Origin of the sequence: Lysinibacillus sp. NPDC097162 (assembly GCF_044762185.1) — a bacterium.
In the GTDB taxonomy this organism is placed as follows: domain Bacteria; phylum Bacillota; class Bacilli; order Bacillales_A; family Planococcaceae; genus Lysinibacillus.
The window spans coordinates 122,793-146,756 of sequence record NZ_JBIWDT010000008.1; the positions used below are offsets into that span (position 1 = coordinate 122,793).

Annotated in this window: 18 protein-coding genes; 2 read left to right on the plus strand and 16 right to left on the minus strand. The window is 37.6% G+C overall.

The window, feature by feature from the left end:
• Positions 1–2 precede the first annotated feature (2 nt).
• Entirely contained in the window at positions 3–1,388 is a 1,386-nt protein-coding gene (locus ACIQXW_RS22235; protein ID WP_340822251.1) for an FAD-binding oxidoreductase, read from the minus strand.
• A gap of 236 nt (positions 1,389–1,624) precedes the next feature.
• On the opposite strand from ACIQXW_RS22235, the gene ACIQXW_RS22240 reads away from it, so the two are divergent.
• On the plus strand, positions 1,625–2,335 hold the full coding sequence (locus ACIQXW_RS22240) for a FadR/GntR family transcriptional regulator (RefSeq protein ID WP_340822250.1): 711 nt from the start codon (positions 1,625–1,627) through the stop codon (positions 2,333–2,335).
• 287 nt (positions 2,336–2,622) lie between these two features.
• On the opposite strand, the gene ACIQXW_RS22245 is transcribed toward ACIQXW_RS22240, so the two are convergent.
• A complete protein-coding gene (locus ACIQXW_RS22245) occupies positions 2,623–3,705 on the minus strand; it encodes a LuxR C-terminal-related transcriptional regulator (RefSeq protein ID WP_402765610.1) in 1,083 nt (360 codons plus the stop codon).
• A 163-nt stretch (positions 3,706–3,868) separates the two neighbouring features.
• On the opposite strand from ACIQXW_RS22245, the gene ACIQXW_RS22250 reads away from it, so the two are divergent.
• Complete coding sequence (locus tag ACIQXW_RS22250; protein WP_402765613.1) at positions 3,869–4,762, plus strand: 3-hydroxyacyl-CoA dehydrogenase; 894 nt, start codon at positions 3,869–3,871, stop codon at positions 4,760–4,762.
• Between the two features lie 586 nt (positions 4,763–5,348).
• Here ACIQXW_RS22250 and ACIQXW_RS22255 read toward each other — a convergent pair.
• From ACIQXW_RS22255 to pcrA, 14 genes are all read right to left on the minus strand, one after another.
• A complete protein-coding gene (locus ACIQXW_RS22255) occupies positions 5,349–6,557 on the minus strand; it encodes an MFS transporter (protein WP_402765616.1) in 1,209 nt (402 codons plus the stop codon).
• A 702-nt stretch (positions 6,558–7,259) separates the two neighbouring features.
• Positions 7,260–8,114, minus strand: coding sequence for a malate synthase (locus ACIQXW_RS22260; RefSeq protein WP_402765619.1), 855 nt, complete (start codon positions 8,112–8,114; stop codon positions 7,260–7,262).
• A gap of 527 nt (positions 8,115–8,641) precedes the next feature.
• Positions 8,642–10,006: a 23S rRNA (uracil(1939)-C(5))-methyltransferase RlmD gene (gene rlmD, locus ACIQXW_RS22265; RefSeq protein ID WP_402765621.1), complete on the minus strand. Its 1,365-nt coding sequence runs from the start codon at positions 10,004–10,006 to the stop codon at positions 8,642–8,644.
• 209 nt (positions 10,007–10,215) lie between these two features.
• The gene (gene cydS, locus ACIQXW_RS22270) at positions 10,216–10,338 is read right to left on the minus strand and encodes a cytochrome bd oxidase small subunit CydS family protein (protein ID WP_340822240.1); all 123 of its coding nucleotides are present in this window, start codon (positions 10,336–10,338) and stop codon (positions 10,216–10,218) included.
• Between the two features lie 12 nt (positions 10,339–10,350).
• Positions 10,351–11,376, minus strand: a complete 1,026-nt coding sequence (locus ACIQXW_RS22275) for a cytochrome d ubiquinol oxidase subunit II (protein WP_340822237.1) — start codon at positions 11,374–11,376, stop codon at positions 10,351–10,353.
• The gene (locus ACIQXW_RS22280) at positions 11,373–12,719 is read right to left on the minus strand and encodes a cytochrome ubiquinol oxidase subunit I (protein ID WP_402765625.1); all 1,347 of its coding nucleotides are present in this window, start codon (positions 12,717–12,719) and stop codon (positions 11,373–11,375) included. The genes ACIQXW_RS22275 and ACIQXW_RS22280 overlap by 4 nt, the downstream gene beginning before the upstream one ends.
• Positions 12,720–13,074: 355 nt before the next feature.
• Positions 13,075–13,989 (minus strand): diacylglycerol kinase, encoded by a 915-nt coding sequence (locus ACIQXW_RS22285; protein WP_340822233.1) that lies wholly within the window; start codon positions 13,987–13,989, stop codon positions 13,075–13,077.
• 178 nt (positions 13,990–14,167) lie between these two features.
• Entirely contained in the window at positions 14,168–14,728 is a 561-nt protein-coding gene (locus tag ACIQXW_RS22290; RefSeq protein ID WP_402765628.1) for a thioredoxin family protein, read from the minus strand.
• A gap of 168 nt (positions 14,729–14,896) precedes the next feature.
• The gene (gatB, locus tag ACIQXW_RS22295; RefSeq protein WP_402765631.1) at positions 14,897–16,324 is read right to left on the minus strand and encodes an Asp-tRNA(Asn)/Glu-tRNA(Gln) amidotransferase subunit GatB; all 1,428 of its coding nucleotides are present in this window, start codon (positions 16,322–16,324) and stop codon (positions 14,897–14,899) included.
• Between the two features lies 1 nt (position 16,325).
• Positions 16,326–17,789 (minus strand): Asp-tRNA(Asn)/Glu-tRNA(Gln) amidotransferase subunit GatA, encoded by a 1,464-nt coding sequence (gene gatA, locus ACIQXW_RS22300; RefSeq protein WP_340822228.1) that lies wholly within the window; start codon positions 17,787–17,789, stop codon positions 16,326–16,328.
• Positions 17,790–17,813: 24 nt separating this feature from the next.
• A complete protein-coding gene (gatC, locus tag ACIQXW_RS22305; protein ID WP_024364473.1) occupies positions 17,814–18,101 on the minus strand; it encodes an Asp-tRNA(Asn)/Glu-tRNA(Gln) amidotransferase subunit GatC in 288 nt (95 codons plus the stop codon).
• 335 nt (positions 18,102–18,436) lie between these two features.
• Entirely contained in the window at positions 18,437–19,573 is a 1,137-nt protein-coding gene (locus ACIQXW_RS22310; protein WP_340822225.1) for a CamS family sex pheromone protein, read from the minus strand.
• Between the two features lie 107 nt (positions 19,574–19,680).
• Positions 19,681–21,678 (minus strand): NAD-dependent DNA ligase LigA, encoded by a 1,998-nt coding sequence (gene ligA, locus ACIQXW_RS22315; protein WP_401021932.1) that lies wholly within the window; start codon positions 21,676–21,678, stop codon positions 19,681–19,683.
• Between the two features lie 14 nt (positions 21,679–21,692).
• The gene (pcrA, locus tag ACIQXW_RS22320) at positions 21,693–23,945 is read right to left on the minus strand and encodes a DNA helicase PcrA (RefSeq protein ID WP_340822222.1); all 2,253 of its coding nucleotides are present in this window, start codon (positions 23,943–23,945) and stop codon (positions 21,693–21,695) included.
• Positions 23,946–23,964: the final 19 nt, after the last annotated feature.

Genomic DNA, 23,964 nt, shown 5'->3' on the forward strand with positions numbered 1-23,964 from the left:
CCCTATTTCTTTATTTTTAATATTTTATTTGGATTCAAAAGAGCGTCAGGATCGAGCGCTTGCTTAATCTTTTCCATCACAAGTAGTGCTTTTCCATGTTCTTTCTCCTGGTATTTCTGTTTCCCAATACCGACACCATGCTCTCCTGTACAAGTTCCCCCTCTTTCAAGTGCATACATTACTATCAATTCATTGAATTCATCAGCTTTCTTTATTTCATCACAATCATTCATATCAATCATTAAAAGAACATGGAAATTACCATCACCGACGTGGCCCACAATCCCCCCTGTAAGTGCTAACAAATTAAGGGCTTCTCTTGCATGTTCAATTGCTCCTGCTAACTCTGAAATCGGTAAACAAACGTCGGTCACCATAAGTTTTTTCCCTGGGTGTCCATGGACATAGGCGTAAGCTAAATTATGACGAGCTTCCCACAGCTGATTGCGAGCTGCATTATCGGACTCAAATTCAATATTTTCACAATTATGCTCCACTACAATTTCTTTCATAAAGTCAACGTCTTGCTTTAAGCCAGCTTCATTTCCATGAAACTCTAAAAATAAGGTCGGTTGCTCCTCATAAGCTGTTTTACTATGCAAGTTTACTTGTTTCATCGAATGCTCATCAACCAGTTCTACTCTTGCAATGGGAATTCCCGCTTGTAAAATACTAACGACTGCCTCGACAGCATCATTGACTGTTTTAAACGATGCTCGAGCAGCCATTTCATGTTCAGGAAGCCCATAGACTTTTAGCGTCAATTCAGTAAAACAACCAAGCGTTCCCTCAGACCCTACAAATAGACCATTTAAATGATAGCCAGAGGATGATTTTTCTGCTAAATTCCCAGTATGAATTACCTCACCATCTGAAAGAACAACCTCTAAATCTCGAACTTGGTCGCGCATAACTCCATATTTAACAGATGTTGTTCCACTAGCATTTGTTGCTGCCATCCCCCCAAGTGTTGCATCTGCTCCAGGATCGACAGAGAAAAACAATCCGTATTTTTTCAATTCTTTATTCAACTGAGAACGCGTTACCCCTGGTTGAACTTTTACGAGAAAGTCCTTCTCCCTAACTTCTACTATTTTGTTCATGTTGGAAAAATCTATCGTTATCCCGTGGTCGTAAGGGATAACATGCCCTTCTAAGCTTGTTCCTCTACCAAATGGCACTATTGGTACTTTGTATTGGTTTGCTATATTTATTGTCTTACTCACTTCTTCCGTCGTTGTCGGAAACACAACAATATCCGGTAAACTGACTCTATGATAGGATTCATCACTACTATGTTGTTCTAAAATCGTTTGATTGATTGTTACTTGGCTTTCAGAAAGAGCACTTCTTAGAGCAATCACCAATTCCTCATTTGTTGCAATCATTTTTTTCTCCCCTTTTTACTCTCATTCCTTCACAGTACTTGTTTATGGTGTTTTGATTGTGCAAATAATATATGTCATACCAATTTACAAAATAACGAAATTGGTCCAACCATTATTATACTTAATATTCTGAAAATATCAATAATTATTAATTTTCTTTAATTGATAACAATGTAGTATTTCTGTATGATTAAAGCGTTTATAATATTAGGTAATTGAGGGGAAGGACATAGGTAATGTTGCAACCAAGAAAAAAAGCCTATCAAGTAATTGTTGATCAAATAAATGAATATTTTTTAAATGGGGAATTACAACCTGGAGAAAAACTCCCGACAGAAAGAGAATTAGCGAGTCGGTTTAATGTTAGTCGAACATCGGTTAGGGAGGCACTTCGGAAGCTTGAAATAAAAGGAATTATTGAAATTAAACAAGGCAGTGGCAGCTTTGTTAAAACACAGGAAAGCCATTCTGTAGGACAAGAGCTTTCATCTACAATCTTAAAAACTGAAAAAAAATTAGTATATGAAATGTTAGAGCTACGCCAGACACTTGAAGTAGAATGTGCTTTTTTAGCTTCACAACGTGCCACTTCAGAAGACTTAGAACGCATTGGTCATGCATTAGAAATGATGGATCAAGTTAAAAATGATGTGGAACTAGGCATACAAGCTGATCTCAGTTTCCACATTAGTATTGTTCTCGCCTCACATAACTCAATCTTCTCGCAATTGTTCCAAACCCTTAGCGAACATATGCAAGATACAATCCGAGTTACCCGAACACAACGCTTGAAAGATGTAGAACGAACGCAAGAGACTATTGATGAACATAAAGAAATTTACTTGGCAATCGCAGCTGGCGATGCAAATCAAGCTAAACAACTTATGGAAAAGCATATTAAGCAAATAAGAAGAGAATTGACAGAGTCACTTTTTAATCATATTTGAAAACTAATCAAATAAAGCGCCCTACTCGTTGATTGGAGCGGAGGACGGGCGACTCCCGCGGAAACGCACAGTAAGTAAGACGCAACAGACCGCGCGTTAGCGAGGGTTGCGGCTTACGGTGTGCACGCAGAAAGCGCCCGTTCGTAGCAGAAATCAACGGCAGGAGACATCACTTCTATATTAATTTTAAATAAAAAAAGGACTATAGCAAACTCGAAAATCTTCGAGTTTGTCTATAGTCTGAACAAATCCTCTCTTAGGATTCGTCCTTTCATTCAAAGCTTAATTTATTCTAAAACAGCCATTCGAAAAGCCGTCGCAATTATTTGTGTACGGTTTTTTGCATTAAATACAGTTAGTAGCTTTTGAATATAGTCACGAATTGTGTACTCACTGAAAACGAGAAGCTCTGCCATTTCTTTATTACTGAATCCTTCCGCTAATAAAAATAAAACCGCCAAGTCTTTATCCGTTAACTTTAAGTCATGTAGTAGCCGTTGTGTACTGCGTGTACGTGAAAAGTAACAGCCTAATAAGTTCCCTACTTCTTCAAGTAATTGCATTTCTTCTTCATTATATGAAAAAGGCGTTCCACATTGGTCAAACGTTAACCAACCAAATAATTGTCCATTTTGCTGAATCGGAATAAAAATAATCGTAGATAAATTCAACATTTCTATTGCAATCGGATTTATATATGGCGCTGGTTGTTCTAAATAGAGTGGCTTTTTAATAGCAAAAACGGCCACCTCTTCCAGCTTACCTTTTAGCATTTGTACTTTGTGTAGCTCAGAGCCGTATACACCTGAAAATTCATTGAGCCATGGATTATAGCTATGAAAAATGACACGTTGAAATCCGAAGTTTTCCTGTGCTTTCGATAAAATAGTTGGTATATGATCTACGCCATCTAATTGAATAAGCAATTTGCTAAAACGTTGTAACTTTAGCAAACTTTCAAGACTTATTTCAACCTTTAGTGGAGATTGTATTACTTTACTGTTTACAAGACGTAATACATCTAGTACTTTTTCGTGATACTTTAGCATTTCGTTTGTATTCGGGTGCTTAATTTGTACAAGGACATCTCTTGTTGCGTAATAAGACAATGAAGGAAATATAGTGAGTAATTTTTCTGGTAAAAGGCGACTATGCATAGTCGCCCAGTTAATAAGTTCTTCGCGTTGAATCGTTTTATTTTTTAACTGACCATTTAAAAACGTCAACCAAGAACGATACCAATAACCAATTTGAATAATTTCTTGCTCATTTAACTCTCTTTTCGTTTGCAAATGCTTATTCCACGCATAGGCAATATCCTGATGGTGAATTTTATGAAACAATACATATTGAAAGTTGATTTTAGTCATAGTACACCTACATTTGCATGTTTATTTTCAATTAATATACCCTGAATTGCCGGTATCTTTGCATTAACTCTATCATTTACACTCTAGATGTAACAACTTTATTTTGTTATTTTGCTCCACTATTTATGTAAGGGTATTCAAATACAGAAATGAGGTACTAGATATGGAATTTAAAAAAATATTAGTCGCAGGTAGCGGCGTATTAGGAAGTCAAATTGCTTTTCAAACGGCATTTTTTGGATATGAAGTGAATGTATATGACATTAACGATGATGCGATTGCAGCAGCGCAACCACGCATGCAATCGTTATCGAACACATACGGAGATTATTTTAATGATACTGCACGTGCAGCTAAAGCATTAGAAAGTTTATCATTTTACACAGATTTAGCACAGGCAGTAACTGATGTAGATTTAGTTATTGAAGCTGTACCAGAACGTATTGAAATTAAACAATCATTTTATGAGCAGCTAGCAAAAGTAGCACCAGCAAAAACTGTTTTCGCATCAAATTCTTCCACACTATTACCAAGTCAATTTGCACAATATACTGAACGACCTGAGAAGTTTTTAGCATTACACTTTGCAAATTCTATTTGGAAAAACAATACGGCTGAAGTAATGGGTCATGAAGGAACTGATCCACAGTACACTGAACAAGTAATTGAATTTGCTCGTACTATTGGCATGATTCCATTCCATTTAAAGAAGGAACAACCAGGCTATATTTTAAATTCATTACTTGTACCCTTTTTAAGTGCTGGTATGGAGCTTTGGGCAAATGGCATTGCAGACCCACATACAATTGATAAAGACTGGATGATTTCAACTGGTTCACCATCAGGGCCGTTCGGATTTTTAGATATCGTTGGTATGGAAACACCATATAACTTAAATATGATGAAGGCAGAAATTAATCCAATAGCTAAAATCATAGCGGAAAAAATTAAAGCCGAGTATATCGATTTAGGGAAAATGGGTGTATCTTCAGGGGAAGGTTTTTATAAATATCCAAATCCAGCCTATCAGGATAAAGACTTTCTTAAACAAAATTAATTAGCAACAAAAGTGAAAAAGTGTTAGATTGACTACATCAATCTAACACTTTTTTGCATCACCGTTGATGTCCGCTACGGCGATACTTTCCGCAGGAGTCACGCCTTCGCTACTATCAATTTGTGCTATCTTATTTATGCTAAAGAGCGATTAGCTAAAGCTTCATTCATTTTGCATTGAAGAAAAATACCATCGATGGAATTCGTCGATATCCGCCACGGCGATGCTTTCCGTAGGCACATCGTAAGCCACAACCCTCACAAACTTTATAATTCTGAAAAAGTGGGTGGTTTCTTTTTGAAGCCTTTCGTCGTAATGAAAGCATAGATAAAACCGATTGCAAGCCACAGAAAGCCAATCTTCAATGTCATCGGTGATAAATTAATGAATAAGTAGAAACAAATACCGAATCCTAACCCTGGAATTAATAAGTATCGAATTCTTTTCTTTTCTACGGAAGAACTAATATACGATTACTGACAAGTTAACAAACATAAATCCTGTCAGGCCACCAAAGTTCATTAACTCTGCTACGAAAAATGCTGATAAAAACAGCGCTCCTAAAACACTAAATAAACTTACATTGTTATATAGTTTCGCTTACATTCCCTAAATTATCTTTTTTAAGCATTAACATGACAATAAAGGAAATACAATATAAACCTGCTAAGTAAAGCATCGCAACTTTCATATCATAACTTTGTAAAATATAGCCGACAAGGATTGGTGAAAAGCCTCCTATAGCTCGTCCAAAGTTAAAAATTGTATTTGTTGCGGTACTTCGAATTTGAACGGGATATAGACTACCAATCAATGCTCCATATCCAGCAAACATACCATTTGAGAAGAATCCGACAATTGCACCACCTATTAGGACACCAACACTACCCGTAGCATAAGAGTATAAAAACACAGCACATGCTGAGGCAATAAGGAAGACGCCAAAGGCACGCTTTGCGCCAAATCGATCTAGGAATAGTCCAAAGGTTAACATACCGATAATCATGCCAACCGCTGTACTAATTGTCCAAATGGCAGAACTTGAAATAGACAAACCTTGTGACTGTTGCAACATCGATGGTAACCAAATCATTAATCCGTTATAACCGGCAATTTGAACTGTTGCCATTATGATTAACGAGATTGTTGTCATCGCTGTTCGTGGCGTTTCAAACAATTGTACCAACTTACCCTTTTCATCTTTCTTACTAGCCTTTTTATTTTTCTGAGCAGCGAGCCACTCAGGTGATTCATCTAAATTTTTCCTTACGATAAAGGCAAAAATAACAGGTATTACACCAACAAAGAATAATGCTCTCCATCCTAAAGTAGGAAGAATGATGGCACTTAGTAATGCTGCTAAAATAACACCATATTGAGCACCTACACTGACATATGAAGACGCACGCCCTTGTTTATTTTTCGGCCAAGCTTCTGCAACAAGCGCCATACCAATTCCATATTCTCCTCCGGCACCTATTCCTGCGATAAATCTAAATAGGTACACTTGTTCAATGCTAGTGGCTAATCCTGTTAAAGCAGTACCAATGGCAAACAAGATGACGGTATAAGTAAAGACCTTTACCCTTCCATACTTATCTGCTAAAACTCCGAAAACGATTCCTCCTAATAGCATCCCTACATTCGTTATAGAAGAAATAAGTCCTCCCGTTGCTAAATCAATGTTAAATTCTGCAATAATCATTGTCATCGCAAATGAGATAAACATGATGTCCATGCCTTCTAATGTTAAACCAGCTACCGATGCGACCACGGTTTTTTTTCGATAATCCATTCTACTCTCCTCCAGTATGTTCTAGATGAAATAAATCTCTTTTATTTACGAATGAATGGATGTATCTATATAAATATAACGTTTCCATTCTCCTTTTAAGCCTCACTGGACTTCCTTTAAAAGAGGTACGTTAGTTGTGTTATCACAGCTAAAATGCAAAATAAATGCCCTTTCGTCAGAACAGACAAAAGGGCATGAATAAACAAAGATATTACTAGCATAATAACTTAAAGTATCATATAGCCCTTTTCAGCCTCTCTGGACCGTATTAAAGGTAAATTATTTCAAAAGATATCTTAGCAAAATTATTTATATTTTCATACAAGAAAATTTTGGTAAAATCTCGATTAAGCTAGTTCTAGTAATGCTTCTAACTCAAATAAAAAAATTTTAACAGTTGCTCACACGAAAAAAACTAGTCAAGATAGGCGGAGATTTGCTCCACACTCACGAAGAAGTGGAATCGAGCCAATTTTCTTCATCATATTTGGTTTTTGCTTATTTTATTAAAGTCCCACTTCGTTAGCTCAATAAATTCAATTAATACAAAAAGAACGAATCCCATTAATAAGAATTCGTTCTTGCTAAATAATTATATTAACTCCACATGTTAATTAGCAAACAGAGCAAAGCACTGTTCGGCATTAGTGATAGCTAGGAGATTATGTCAGTGTCCTGTCATTCTTATCTTTAGGCTAAAGTCTAAATACGCATTAATGCACCATTAGGCTTTGGTAAATCATGATCTGTTATTTGATTCATTTTACAAAAATGTTTAAAAAATCGTTGTGCTAGCTCTTGTTCTGTTGGTTCACTCTTCAACGAAACGATATCAAGTAAAATTTGAGCCATCCATACATTATCAAAATAACGGTATTTACCTGAATTCCATGTCATTTTGTCAGGGGATTTTTTATCTGTATAATACTTCCATAAAAGTAATTTATTTGATTCCTGTTCTGAAAGTTGGAGTTTGTATTTTGAATGGGCAGGAATATTTCCATCTTCACACAGCTTACCGATAAAATCTTCATTCACCATATAGACACCTATGATACGTCTGTCTTTTTCAGGCATGCCGGGATCTAGTGCTGTTAACAGGACAGCGCTATTTTGGTGCATGCGGATAGGTTTGTTTGGCTTCCCCTTGTTATTACCACTTTTTATTGCGCCTGAAAAAACCTTCCACTCTGAAACAGAACTATTTTGTTCTTCTATGTCACATCTAAAAACCATTTGTGATTCAGGATGGAGTTTATGATGTTTCATAAGTTTTTCGTGTTCTAATCGAAGTTTCAGGTTTTTTCGCTGTAGTTTTTTTTCTTCTTCCTTCTTCCTTTCTTCCTCTTTTCTTTCCATTTCCTTTATTTGTATTATTTTTTCGATTAAATGAGCATCACTTTTATCATGTAGTTTTAGGTACTTTCCAAATACATCAGGGAAAACAAACATTTTATTTTCCGACGCAAAATGTATTTCAATAATAGACTCATTATGTTTAACTATACTACCCATGCCAAAACGCTTATGTGTAACTTTTTTATTGATTAGATTCATTATTCTAATCCTCCTTTTGGAATAAAAACGCGGTTACTATTAGATAGTAAATTAATTAGACCTATTATCTTAAAAGCTTAAATAACTGTTTTAAATTTTTTCCTTTGTCTTAAGATAAAGGATATAAAAAAAACGTATCCGAATTCTATCTGCAAAAAAGGTCAGCGGAATTCGAAATACGATCTGAAAAAAACAACTATAAGACTATTATAACATTTTTTTAAAAAATCACAAATTTATTATTGACACCATATTTTATTATGAGGTAAAATAAAAAATTACTCTCTAAACCCTCATAAAATAAGACCCCTTATAAAAAGTCATGAAACTTATGGAAAGCCCCTATAAAAAGCAACTAATTTACTGTGATAAGCATAGGATATCTTCATGAAATAAATCCAATTAAGTTCCATATAAAAAGACCCCAATTTCGCAAAAGTTATTTGCAAAATCAGGGTCTGTATGGAACTTTTCTATTTTTTAAATTTTAATCCGTATTGTTAAGAATTATATGTGTACCCCATATATTAAGCTAACTCCAACCATGCAACTGCTTCACAATGTGTGGAATGCGGGAACATATCGACAGGTTGAATTTCCTGCGTTTTGTATCCGCCATCTTCCAATATGCGAAGGTCACGTGCGAGTGTAGCTGGGTTACATGATACATAAACAACTCGTTTTGGGCGTTGTTCTAAAATTGTTTGTAAAAGTGCTTCATCGCATCCTTTACGTGGCGGGTCTACAACAAGGACATCTGCTTCTTTGCCTTCCTTATACCAGCGTGGAATCACTTCCTCTGCTGGACCTGCCTCGAAGTACGTATTTGTAAAGCCGTTAAGCTCTGCATTGCGTTTTGCATCTTCAATGGCTTGTGGGACGATTTCGACACCCATTACTGCCTTCGCTTTTTGAGCGAGGAATAATGAAATTGTACCGATGCCACAGTAAGCATCAATGACACGTTCATGACCTTGTAAATCAGCATAGTCTAGCGCTTGCTTGTATAGCACTTCCGTTTGTTGAGGATTTACTTGGTAGAACGAGCGTGCCGAAATTTCGAAGCGCACATCACCGATAGAATCAATGATTACATCATTGCCCCAAAGGTTGATCGTTTCATCACCAAAAATAACGTTTGTTTTATCGCTATTGATGTTTTGCATGATAGATGTAACGTTTGGCAATAGCTTTAATATGCTCGCTACAGCCGCTTCTTTTTGCGGGAATTTTTTCTTTTTCGTAACGAGTACGACCATAACCTCACCAGTTGCACGTGCAGTTCGGATAACGACGTGACGCAGCATCCCTTCATGTGATGCTTCATTATAAGGCTGAATACCGATTGCCGTTAATTCCTTTTTTAGTCCCGAAAGAATTGCGTCCGCTTCGCCTGTTTGAATTAAACAGCGGTCCATATCGACAATTGTATGCGATTTTGTTTTGTAGAAACCAGCAATGACTTGTCCCGCGTCATTTGTAGAAAATGGAATTTGAGCTTTATTGCGATATTGCCAAGGCTCCTCCATCCCCTTCACTGGTAAAACGGGTGCGTCAATTTTGCCTAAGCGTTGCATAACATTCCGCACCATATTTTCCTTCCACTTTAACTGCCCCTCGTACGATAAGTGCTGTAACTGACAGCCACCACATTGCTTAAAATAATCGCAAGGTGCATCTACTCGATCAGGTGAAGGTTGAATTATTTCTATCACTTTTGCAAATCCATAATTTTTTAACGTTTTTAAAACATGAATTTCTGCTGTTTCATTCGGTAATGCACCTTGAATAAATAATGGATAGCCATCGACTTTTGCGACACCATTGCCATCATGTGTTAAATCTTCTATATAAACTGTGAGTTGGTCATTCTTTTTTACGGGTGCTGACATTCGTACATCCTCCATTTCAATCTTCTTATTGTAGCATGTGATAGCGGAGGAAAAAAGAACAAGGCATGAATTTATCACGCTATTCTAGCTGTGCTAAAAAATAATGACCTGGAGCGACCACGACTCGCAATGTGAACGAGCTCCCCGTTTTCCTTAGCGTATCTTCAATTGATAGTTACCTTAGCCCAGACAGTGCTAAAAAAGAGTCGCTATTCGCGACTCTTTTCATTATTTTTCGTTACATAATCATCTTTTGGTGCCCACCAGAACATCACAATAATCCCGAGAATGACAACAATAAATGGTGCATAAAACATTAAAAACTTTTCCATCGCTATAACCTCCTATGCATGATGGTCTTCTTTCCCTGTCACATAATTTTTGTTGAATAAAAATAGTTTCAGCAATAAATATAGTGAAGGTAGAAGCAGGCATAATCCTAAAACAAATACGATAACTAATGCAATGGCCATTTGTGTGTTTGTAAAGCTATCATAAATCGTTAAATATGGATACAGTAAATATGGATATTGCGCGATACCGTAAGCAAAAAACGCTACTGCGAACTGAGCGATTAATAGTCCTACAGCAAGCCCATAATTTTTTCGCATCCATAACAATATGACAGTAATAATAAATAATACTGCGGAAATAGCAAACATCCACCATAAGTTGACCATATGCTGATAGCTTTCAGGGTTAATGGATTTCATTTCATACATAATCCCCAGTGCACTAATCATTAATGGTGCTGCCCAAATTAAGGCATATTTTCTCATTAAATTTGTTGCCTCTACATCTGTTGCTTTATGTGCATACCACGTTAAAAATACTGCGGATATATAAAGAACAGCTGCTATGCTTAATACGACAATACTCCAAGCAAATGTACTCGTATATAGTGTCCAATAATTTAATACTGGTTGCCCTTCCACCATATCCACATAGCCGCCACCTGCAATAGCAAATACTACAGATAATGAGGCTGGTATAAGTAAACCTGTTAAGCCATATGTCAGAGAATAACCAACATGTCCACGTGCGCCATACGATTCAAATGCATAGTACGAGCCACGAATCGCAAGTAACACTAATGAAATACTAACCGGCACAAGCAAAATTGTTCCATAGTAAAATGCTGTTTGAGGGAAAAATCCTACAATCCCAACAAAGAAAAACACTAAAAAGACATTCGTTACTTCCCATACAGGCGATAAATATCGTTTAATAATATTCGTTATAATATGGTTTTTCCCAATTAGGAGACTGTAAGCATTGAAAAAGCCTGCACCAAAATCAATGGATGCGACCATCACATAACCAAAAAGGAAAATCCACAATACTGAAATTCCTAATATCTCTAATGTCATATGATGTCACCGCCTTTTTCTATATTCCGATCTTCAATTTCACGCTCAATTGGATTCTTTTTAAACATGCGAATTAATACAACGGTACTACCTACTCCAAGTACCGCATAAACACCTGAGAATAACAGCATCATTAAATCCACATGATCGCTCGTTGTTGCGCCCTCTGGTGTTCGCATAATACCGTATAGTATCCACGGTTGACGTCCAACTTCGGCAAGCCACCAGCCTGATTCAATCGCTATTATTGACAGTGGTGCACCTGCAACAATAATCCATCTAAACAACCGCGAATGAATAAACCGCCAACGACGTAATTTCCCTACTACATAAACTAAAGAAACTAATGCCATGAACATACCGATAAAGACCATCGTATTAAACAGATAGTGAATATAAAGCGGTGGTCGGTCTTCCTCCGCAAATTGGTCTAAGCCTATCACTTCTGCATTTGGATTATTAGCTGCTAGTATACTTAATGCATAAGGTACTTTAATGGCATACTTTACTTCCTCGCCATCTAGCACACCGAATAAAATAAGTGATGCTTTATCTGTTGTTTCAAAATGCCATTCAGCCGCAGCTAATTTTTCTGGTTGGTATTCCGCTAAGTATTTGCCTGAGAAGTCACCTATTATTGCTGCTGAAATTGATGTCACCAGACCAATCTTCATTAATAAAAATAATGATTTTTTATGATAAACATGGTCTGAACCTTTAAGCATACGGTAGCCTGCAATTGCTGCCAACACAAATGCTGATGTCATGTAGGCAGTAACAAGCACATGCGCTACTTTAGTTGGCATAGCTGGGTTAAACATTGCTAAAAATGGTTGAATATTAACGAGCTGACCGTCCACTATGTCAAAGCCTTGTGGTGCGTTCATAAAGGCATTCACGATTGTTATAAAAACTGCAGACATTGATGCACCTAAAGCAACAGGAATTAGAAGGAGCATATGTTTTTTCTGACTATCGAAACGATCCCAAGTGTATAAGTAGATACCTAAGAAAATGGCCTCAAAGAAGAATGCAAAGGTTTCCATAAAGAGTGGTAATGCTATAGTTTGCCCTGCGAGTTGCATAAAATTCGGCCATAGTAAAGATAATTGTAATCCGATAGCTGTACCTGTAACGACCCCTACAGCAACGGTAATGACGAAACCTCGTGCCCAACGTCGTGCCATTAAAATATAATGCTCGTCATTCTTTTTGTATCCAGTCCACTGCGCAATCATAATCATTAACGGCACGCCGACACCAATCGTTGCATAAATGATATGGAACGATAACGTAAGCTCCGTTAATGCACGACTCCAAAAGACTGCTGATTCATTAATCATCTCATTACCCTCCTAACTACCAAATATTCTTCCCAGTATGGAAAGTAGCATGATAATTGCAACACCGAAGCTTAACCAAATAAGCTTTCTTTCCTGTGACTTATACAAATTGCACCACTTCCTTTCCCTTATCCATACCCATATTTTCCACTATTTCAACGAAAAAAACCTTTATAATGGACCGAAACTTCGGCCTATTATAAAGGTTTCAAATTTTGTTCATTTAATATACGCATATTCGCCAAACATTTTTCTTAATTCGTTCACAACCCCAATTTATGAGGGGATTACAAACAAATAAGTGTAAATTTACAAAATTATTTACACTTATTTGTCATTGTTCCATAAGATTAATTTAAATCCGATCTTCCTCCCGAATATCTTCAATCGGTACAAAAATTTCAATATGGCGCTTCAAGTTTTCAAATGTTGCAGGTGCATCTCCACCATATTCGCCATCTAGATTTAAATGCACTTCGTTTTCCGTCGTAACTTTCACAACACTTGCCTTTTTATAAATAACACGATCATCCTTTAAATGTTCGCCTCGTAACGCCATTGCCGCAAGTTGAATAAATTCTGGAAGGCTCACTTTTTTCAATACTAATAATGTAAAGTAACCGTCGTTTATGCTCGCATCTGGTGCAAGCTTTTCAAAGCCGCCAACAGAGTTCGTTAAGCCACATAAAAACATCATTGCATCTCCATCAAATACTTCACCATCATATTCAATACGCATATGTGATGCCTTAATAGATGGAATCATTTCAACCGCTTTTAAATAGTAAGCTAACTGCCCTAGCATTGTTTTCATTTTGCTTGGCACTTCGTACGTTAGCTCAGTAATACGTCCCCCAGCAGCGATATTGATGAAATAGCGTTCTCCATTTAACAATCCAACATCTACTGGTAAGGTATCGCCTTTAATAATAATATCAACGGCTTCATCAATATTTCGTGGAATATGGACGGCACGTGCAAAATCATTCGTTGTCCCCATTGGAATTAAGCCAATCTTCGGACGTTTTTCAAATTGCCCGACACCAGAAACAACCTCATTTAACGTCCCATCCCCACCAACTGCTATGATAATATCAAAACCACGTTCTACTGCGTTTTTTGCTGCTTCTATAGCATCGCCTTCACAAGTCGTTGCGTGACATGATGTCTCATAGCCTGCTACCTCTAGTTTCTCCAATACTTCTGGTAAATGCTTTTTAAACGCTTCTCGCCCAGATGTAGGATTATAAATGATTCTTGCTCGTTTCATAACATACCTTCCTGCTTCATAAGATTCTAATACTTTCAACGAATAAACCATTGAAATGTTGCACTGATGATTTAATGCGAAGTTCTACGCCTTGCAAAACAAATTACACCATATGCTTTCAATACGCCCGTACGAGCGCGTATTGTACGTTACACCTTTGACTAAGCCAATTGCTCCATTATTGTAATGCTGCTGTTACATGTTTTTTGAAATCTTCGTATACATATGTCCAATTTGCTTTGTTCGTAATATTATCTTCACGTATTTCAGTGTAAAGTGCTTTTTGTGCTTCCTCAAAAGTTGGATCTTCTTTGTCTGGTAATGTAGCTCTTTTCTTCACAACAATATCCTGTAACTCAGGCGCACGTGGTCCCCATTTACCTATAACTTGACCTGATTCATTAAGTAAAATATACATAGGAATTGCACGGCCACCGTTTGTTAAGTAACGGTCGATTAAATCTGTATCTTCATCGCGTAAAACGGTGCGCATATCTAATCCAGCTGCCTCTGCAACACGGCGAATAATTGGATTATTTAACATCGCATCTCCGCACCAATCTTCAGTAATTGTTAAAATTTTAGGTTGCTTGTCTTTTAATAAAGCTACAAAACCATCGTTCATTGGCACTTCAAAGCCATCATAAATACGGAAGCTATCTTCTTTAAGCGTTGTCATGTTTTCCATATATTGTTGAATTGAAATGGCTTCTTCAAAATATTGTTGTTCAGTTTTCATATACTTATCCCCTTTTTAAATGAAGTGTTTGTTCTATTCTATATTTTGCTATGAATACTCTTTTTAGACAACTATTTAGTGTTACGATTTGTTAGTATGTACAATTTTTACATTTAAAAAGCCAAGAAAGTGAATACACTCTCTTGACTCATCGAAATATCAAAAAAATTAGCGTTTTGCAATTTCTTGTTGTAATAATTTGTTGACCATTGGTGGGTTCGCTTGGCCTTTTGTAGCTTTCATAATTTGTCCAACTAAGAAGCCAATTGCACGATCCTTACCATTTTTGAAGTCTTCGATCGATTGTGCATTGTTATCTAATACTTCTGTTACGATTGCTAATAATGCACCCTCATCAGAAATTTGAACTAATCCTTTTGCCTTCACGATGTCATTAGCTGAACCGCCGTTTTCGACTAACTCAGTAAATACTTTTTTACCGATTTTAGAAGAAATTGTACCGTCTGTAATCAATTTCACCATGCCTGCTAGGTTTGCTGGAGTTAACGCAGTATCTTTAAGATCTTTTTGTTCAGCATTTAAATATGCAGAAACATCACCCATCAACCAGTTTGCAGAAAGTTTTGCATCTGCTCCTTCAGCTATCATCGCTTCAAAGAAATCAGAAATTTCTTTAGAAATAACAAGAACGCCAGCGTCATAAGGTGTTAATCCTAATTCTTCAACATAACGTTTTTTACGAGCATCTGGAAGTTCTGGAATCTCTGATTTTACGCGCTCTAACCACTCATCATCGATTGACAGACGCACTAAATCTGGCTCTGGGAAGTAACGATAATCATCTGTTCCTTCTTTAACACGCATTAAAATAGTTTTACCTGTTTTTTCGTCAAAGCGACGCGTTTCTTGATCAATCACGCCACCTGACAGTAATACGTCCGCTTGACGTAACTCTTCGTGCTCAATACCACGACGTACGTAGTTAAATGAGTTAAGGTTTTTAAGCTCTGTTTTTGTACCAAATTCTTCTCGGCCATATGGGCGAATTGAAATGTTGGCATCACAGCGTAGTGAACCTTCTTCCATTTTACAGTCTGAAACATCTGTATATTGGATAATTGATTTCAATTTTTCAAGGTAAGCATATGCTTCATTTGCTGTGCGAAGATCTGGCTCAGAAACGATTTCTACAAGCGGTGTACCTTGACGGTTAAAGTCCACTAATGAATGGTCACCAGCATGAGATAGTTTACCAGCATCTTCTTCCATATGAAGGCGCGTAATACCGATACGTTTTGTGTAACCATCTACTTCAATATCAATCCAACCGTTTTTACCAATTGGCTTATCGAATTGTGAAATTTGATATGCTTTCGGATTATCCGGATAGAAGTAGTTTTTGCGGTCAAATTTTGTTTCTTGCTCGATTTCCATGTTTAGTGCAAGAGCTGCACGCATTGCGAAATCTACAACATTTTTATTTAAGACAGGAAGGACACCAGGATAACCTAGGTCGATTACTGTTGTATTTGTATTTGGTTCAGCACCGAAGTGAGCTGGCGCTGGCGAGAAGATTTTTGAGTTTGTTTTTAACTCAACGTGTACTTCTAAACCAATGACTGTTTCAAAGTTCATGTTATTTTCCCTCCCAAATTTGAGGAACTTCTTTATGGAACGCAGTAGCTTGCTCGAACGCATGCGCTACACGGTAAATTGTTGCTTCATCGAAGTATTTACCAATGATTTGCAAGCCTAGTGGTAGACCGTTTTCAAAGCCACATGGAATTGAAATTGCTGGCACGCCCGCTAAGTTCATAGGAATTGTTAAAATATCGTTGGCATACATCGTCATTGGGTCATCAACATTTTCACCAATTTTAAATGCTGGCGTTGGTGCCGTAGGTCCAATGATTACATCAAAGTCTTCGAATACTTTGTCGTAGTCTGCTTTAATAAGTGTACGTGCTTGCTGTGCTTTTTTGTAATAAGCGTCGTAAGTACCAGCGCTAAGTGAATAAGTTCCTAGCATGATACGACGTTTTACTTCATCACCAAAGCCTTGTGCACGTGTTTCTTTGTAAAGGTCCATTAGGTTATTAACGTTTTCTGCGCGGAAACCGTAACGGATACCATCAAAACGAGAAAGGTTTGATGACGCTTCAGAAGAAGAAAGGATATAGTACGCTGCAAGTGCATATTTAGAATGAGGAAGTGATACTTCTTCTACTGTCGCACCTAAGCCTTTTAGTACTTCTAGTGCATCAAGTACTGATTGACGTGCCGCTTCGCCAACACCTTCACCTAAAAATTCCTTTGGTACAGCAATACGTAAACCTTTTACATCGCCAGTCAGTGCTGCTGCGAAGTTTGGTACTTCTACATTTGCTGATGTTGAATCATTAGTGTCTAATCCTGAAATAGCTTCTAGTAAAAGCGCATTGTCTTCAACATTACGTGTAATTGGTCCGATTTGATCTAACGAAGAAGCGAATGCCACAAGTCCAAATCGAGATACACGACCGTATGTAGGTTTCATCCCTACGACACCGCAATATGCTGCTGGTTGACGGATTGAACCACCTGTATCTGAACCAAGTGAGAATGATACTTCGCCTGCTGCTACTGCTGCCGCAGATGCACCTGAAGAACCACCTGGTACGTGATTTAAGTTCCATGGATTTTTTGTTGTTTTATAGAATGAGTTTTCATTTGAAGAACCCATTGCAAACTCGTCCATGTTCAATTTACCGATTGTAATCATGCCAGCTTCGCGTAGCTTATTAACGACTGTCGCATCGTAAATTGGCATAAATCCTTCAAGGATTTTAGAAGCACAAGTTGTTTCTAAGCCCTCTGTTACGATATTGTCTTTTACACCAATAGGAAGACCAAAAAGTGGTCCACGTTCTTCAAATGGCACTTTGTCCATTTCAGCTGCTTGTGCAGTTGCTTTTTCTTCGTTTGAAGCAAGGAATGCTTGTACATCGCCGTCAAGCTTTGTTACGCGTTCATATGCTTCTTTTGTTAAGTCAGCGATTGTTAGGTTACCAGCTTTAATTTCAGCTTGTAGCTCCTTTGCTGAACGTTCAAATAACGTCATGAGGAATCCTCCTATTTTTTAGTATTACATGATAGCTGGTACTTTTACTTGACCATCTTCTTGTTCTTTCACGTTTAACATCATTACATCACGGTCTAGACCTTTTGTTGCCACATCTTCACGCATTACGTTTACCAATGGTAAAACGTGTGTTGTTGGTTCAACATTTGTAGTATCTAACTCGTTTAGTTGCTCTGCAAAGTCAGTAATTTTCCCAAGTTGCTCAGCAAATTTTTCCGCTTCTTCTTCTGTAATTGCAAGACGTGCTAAATTCGCAACGTGCTTAACTTCTTCTTTTGTTAATTTTGCCATTTTTTACACCTCCGAATACGATCCAATTCATTGTTTTTGTTGATAACAATAGGGTTGAATAAAGTTAACCATGCCAATAATCATAACATTTTTCCTATTAAAAATCACAACTTTCACCAAAAATACAGAAACTTTCACTACTATAACAAAGTGTTGTCCTAAGATGTCTTCTTTTGTTGAATGTAGCTATATTTGTTAACTGATCTGGATTTCAGAAAAGCTTTACAAACCATTACTTACGTATGATGTACATTGTCCAAATTCTATTAAACGAAAACCTAGTGGATTTAAGTGCGATTATGCATAAAAATAGCCAGCACAAGGCTGACTATTTTTTACTCATAAACGTGTACATACGGGTCTTTATCATTCGCTTCTTTCATAATTAAAGCCTCTGGACCATTAATTGAAGTAATGCTCACTTCGACATTTATATTATCAAATTGATTGATTAGGGCGCCCGTTAAATATTGTGTAAAGCCTATAATTTCAGCAGTGCCGAAAAATTGAATTGGAATTTCAATTGTTAGCTTTTGTATTTTTTTATTTTGATAGAAACCTGTGCCAATAACACTTGTATAGTTAGAAAAATATTTATCGACATCTTGTTTGAAGTTTTTGAAGTTATTACTAACATCTCGATAAGTATCATGTGTATCATCTGTTGGGAACATCACATACTCTTCGTCAAGAGGTTGCCAATCGCCAATATCATTTTGCCCCTCTTTTGCAACACCATAAGTAAAATACGTACCTGGAATAATTTCATTGCGAGCCTGCTGTTTAAACAACCCAACGACTATCGGTACATCTTTTAATTCATCACGTGTACGCATACGGGAAACGATTTCAGCCGCCATTTTTTTGCCTTGCTCAACAAGAGCAGACTCAGGAATAGGCTCCTCGTAATACTCACCATATTTTTCTTTTTGATAATAATAGATAGAATTTAATGATAGCCCTATTGAAATACCAGCTAATTTCACCTTATTATCATCCGTTTTCTTTAAATAATTTTGCTCAACAATATGAGATAAATAAATAGGTGCTTTTGTTGCACGTTCTTCTGGTGTCATAGCATCTGTTGTTGGAGGATTTAAACCATCCTCCGTTTGTGAACTACGTGCTAGCCAAGAGCTTACAGTGCTTTCAGCTAAATATTGGCCTTCTTGGAAGTAATAATTTTCAGTGTCAAACTCATTTTGAGAAAGACGCATTAATCCTGTTTCTACTTCCTTCATATCATACTTCGTGTAAATATTCGAAACGACTAACCCACGGCTTGCACTTTCTTTATATGGTATTAGTGTTTTATAAAAAGATTCATCAATCTGTAGACTAGGAATAATCGTTGTTTCCGCTTTTTCCTGTTGCGTTTCCTGTGTAAGCTCTGTCTCCTTCTTATTCGAAGGCACACAGCCGACTAGCATTGCAGCAGCTACAATTGCTGGAATGAGTCGAAATGACTTCATTATTTTAGTACCCCTTTACTAATTATCAGATTCACCTTTGACAAATTTTCTATACCGCTCTCATTTAAGAGCAAACATCTGCCAGTGCTATATCTTTTACGTATTGTTTAAGTTAGTTGCTCAATTAGGTCGTCTTCATTCCAAACTTCAATACCTAATTGTTCTGCCTTTGTCAGTTTAGACCCTGCATCCGAACCTGCAATAACAAGATCCGTTTTTTTACTGACACTTCCTGTGACAATTCCACCTAACTCTTCTATTTTCGCCTTTGCATCGTTCCGTGTCAATTGCTCAAGTTTACCAGTTAGCACGATTGTCTTGCCTGCAAATGGATTGTCACCTACGACTACCTCTACCTTTTTGCCTTTATAGGTCATATTGACACCAGCCTCAGCAAGACGCTGAATAACAGCACGTGCATCTTCATTGGCAAAATACTCAACGAGGGAAGATGCCATTTTATCGCCAATTTCATGAATTGCTATAAGCTGCTCCTCAGTTGCAGCCATTACCGCTTCCATCGTCTCAAATTGCTCTGAGACAATTTTTGCCGCCTTCTCGCCAACATGTCGTATCCCTAAACCAATGAGTAGACGTTCCATTGAATTGTCCTTCGATGCTTGAATAGCATTCACTAGGTTTGTAGCTGATTTTTCGCCCATACGTTCTAGCTCGACTAACTGCTCTACTGTTAACTGATATAAATCAGATACATCATGAATTAAATCTGCACGCAACAGCTGCTCAACAACCTTTTCACCAAGTCCGTCAATGTTCATGGCGTTACGGGAAACGAAGTATTTAATGCTCTCAGCAATTTGTGCAAAACATGCTGGATTTACACAACGCAGGGCAACCTCTCCCTCAATTCGAATAAGCTCACTATCGCAAACAGGGCAATTTGCTGGCATTTCATAAGGAATGGAATCCTCTGGACGTTGCTCTAGTAATACACCGACTACTTGTGGGATAATGTCGCCAGCTTTTCGGATAATGACTGTGTCCCCAATTCGAATATCTTTATCACGAATTAAATCTTCGTTGTGTAAAGATGCTCGTTGCACAGTAGTTCCCGCTACTTGTACAGGTGTTAAAATCGCCGTTGGTGTCACGACGCCTGTTCGACCTACTGTTAAATCGATATCAAGCAACGTTGTTACAACTTCTTCTGCAGGGAATTTGTAGGCAATTGCCCAACGTGGACTTTTTGCTGTATAGCCAAGTTCATCCTGCTGCGCAAAACGATCGACCTTGATTACGATACCATCTATTTCATAGGCTAAATTCGGGCGATTTTCTGTCCACGTTTCAATAAAGGACAAAACCTCTTCAATCGAAGCACAGCGTTGACGTTCTTTATTTGAAGGGAATCCAAGCCCTTCCAAATAATCTAGCATCTCGCCATGCCCATCAATGCCGTACGCTTCACCATCTCCTCCAATTGCATAAATGAAGGTTGATAGTTGACGACTTGCTGCAATTTTTGGATCTAATTGACGTAATGAACCAGCAGCAGCATTTCGAGGGTTTGCAAATAATTCTTCACTATTTTCAGCGCGCTGTGCATTTAATTTTTCAAACGACTTTTTAGGCATATATGCTTCACCGCGCACTTCAATCGTAATTGGTTCTTTTAATCGAAGTGGCACAGCACGAATTGTTCTTAAATTTGCTGTAATATCCTCACCAATAACGCCATCACCGCGTGTTGCTCCTTGGACAAAAACACCATTCTCATATTTAAGAGAAATCGCTAGACCATCTATTTTTAGTTCGCATACATAGGAAAAGTGATCTCCGATTGCTTGACGAATTTTACGGTCAAACTCGCGCAAGTCCGCTTCATTAAATGCGTTGGACAGACTTAGCATCGGATAATCATGCGTCACTTTTTTAAATCCCTCTATGACAGCACCGCCAACGCGCTGTGTCGGTGAATCTGGGTAAATTAGTGAAGGATTTGCCTCTTCTAATGCAATGAGTTCGTGTAATAGTTGGTCATATACACTATCTGCAACAAGAGGATTATCTAGCACGTAATACGCATGCCCATATTCATGCAATAATTTATTTAACTCCGCTATGCGCTGTTCAATTTCGTTCATTTAAGTTCCTCCGCTTACGCTTTTTCAATAGGTGCAAATTGCGCTAGTAATCGCTTAATACCAATTGGTTGTGGAAAAGCGATATCTAGTTCTGTACTATCACCCTCACCTTTTACGCTAACAACCATACCTGTTCCCCATTTTTTATGAATCGCTTTATCTCCAGCTTTCCATCCAAATTGGTCACCCCCAGTTGCTTGCAGGCGTGCCGTTGCTGGTTGTGTATGCTGTTGCGAGCCAAGTGTCCTCTTTTGATAACCACTTGCCGAACGATTACTTGAGCCAAATGGAACTTCAGGCTTTGGACCACCTTTTGAGATGGATTCTAAAATATCCTCTGAAATTTCACGTAAGAAACGGGAAGCATTGTTAAAGCTTGAACGACCAAAAATCGTTCGAGATTGCGCACATGTTAAATACAACCGTTCCTCTGCACGCGTGATGCCGACATACGCGAGACGTCGTTCCTCTTCCATTTCATCATTATCATCAAGAGAACGAGAATGTGGGAAAATATTTTCTTCCATGCCAATAATGAAAACTATAGGGAACTCTAACCCTTTAGCAGCATGCATTGTCATTAAAATGATATTGCCTTTAGATGCATCTTCCTTATCAAGCGCATCAATATCTGCAATTAAAGCTAAATCTGTCAGGAAGGCAATTAAGCTCTTATCTTCACTACGTTCTTCAAACGCTTTTGTCACAGATAAAAACTCTTCAATATTTTCTAAACGACTTTCCGCTTCAATGCTCTTTTCATTTTGTAGCATCGCTCGATAGCCTGATTTCTCAATAACTTGTTCTACGATTTCCGTTACGGACAAGTAATTTTGCATTTCAGTAAAGCCTTTAATCATCGCATAAAAATGTTCTGCTGAAGCAGCGGCTTTCCCTGTTAATCCCATAAACACAAGATCATTCATTGCATCAAAAATAGAGCGATCCTGATCGATGGCATAGCGTGCCATTTTTTCGAATGAGGTTGCACCAATACTACGCTTCGGTTCATTGATAATACGTGCAAGCGATAAATCATCGTCATTGTTCGCAATGAGACGCAAATAGGCTAATAAATCCTTTATTTCTTTACGATCATAGAACTTTGTACCACCGACAATTTGATAAGCCATATTAGACTTAACTAACACTTCCTCCATTACACGAGACTGTGCATTCGTGCGATATAAAATGGCAAAGTCATCAAATGAACGATTTTCCTTTTCCATCAACTGTTGAATCGTTTGTACGACAAACTGTGCTTCTTCCTGCTCATTATAAGCTTTGTACAAAGCAATCTTTTCACCATGTGCATTTTCGGTGCGCAGCTCTTTTGGGTAACGGCTTGTGTTATTTTGAATGACGTCATTTGCAGCTTGAAGGATGCGTTTTGTTGAGCGATAATTTTGCTCTAGCATAATGACTTTCGCATTCGGATAATCCTTTTCAAAAGACAGGATGTTCCCAATATCTGCGCCACGCCAGCGATAAATTGATTGATCCGAATCCCCTACTACGCAAATATTTTTAAATTTCTTCGCTAGTAATTGCACAAGTAAGTATTGGGATTTATTCGTATCTTGGTATTCATCAACATGGATATATTGAAATTTATTTTGATAAAATTCAAGCACTTCAGGTACTCGCTTAAATAATGTAATCGTCGTCATAATCAAGTCATCAAAATCAAGTGACTGATTGCGACGTAATCTTTTTTCATATCCTTTATAAACACGAGCAACCGTTTTTTCATAAGGATTTTGTTCATTAATTTGCCCTGCATATTCATCGGCAGTTATGCATTCGTTTTTTGCTGAGCTGATTGCATTTAAGATTGCCCGAGGTTCAAAACGCTTAGGGTCAATATTTTCATCCTTCAAGACATTTTTTATGACAGAAAGTTGGTCAGTAGAATCTAAAATCGAGAAATTACGCGAGATGCCAAGCTGCTCAATATTACGTCGTAAAATGCGTACACACATCGAGTGAAATGTTGATACCCACATGCTGTCGCCAGTACCATTTCCGAGAATACCATCTATACGCTCACGCATTTCACGAGCTGCTTTATTCGTGAACGTAATGGCTAAAATCTTCGAAGGGTATACTTCTTTTTCTATGATTAAATACGCAATACGATGCGTTAATACTCTTGTTTTTCCCGAACCAGCACCTGCCATAATTAGTAATGGCCCTTCTGTTGCTTTCACTGCTTTTTCCTGTTCAGGGTTCATACCTACTAATAAGTTTTTTGTTAAATGCTCCATTTCGCACCACCTTACAAAC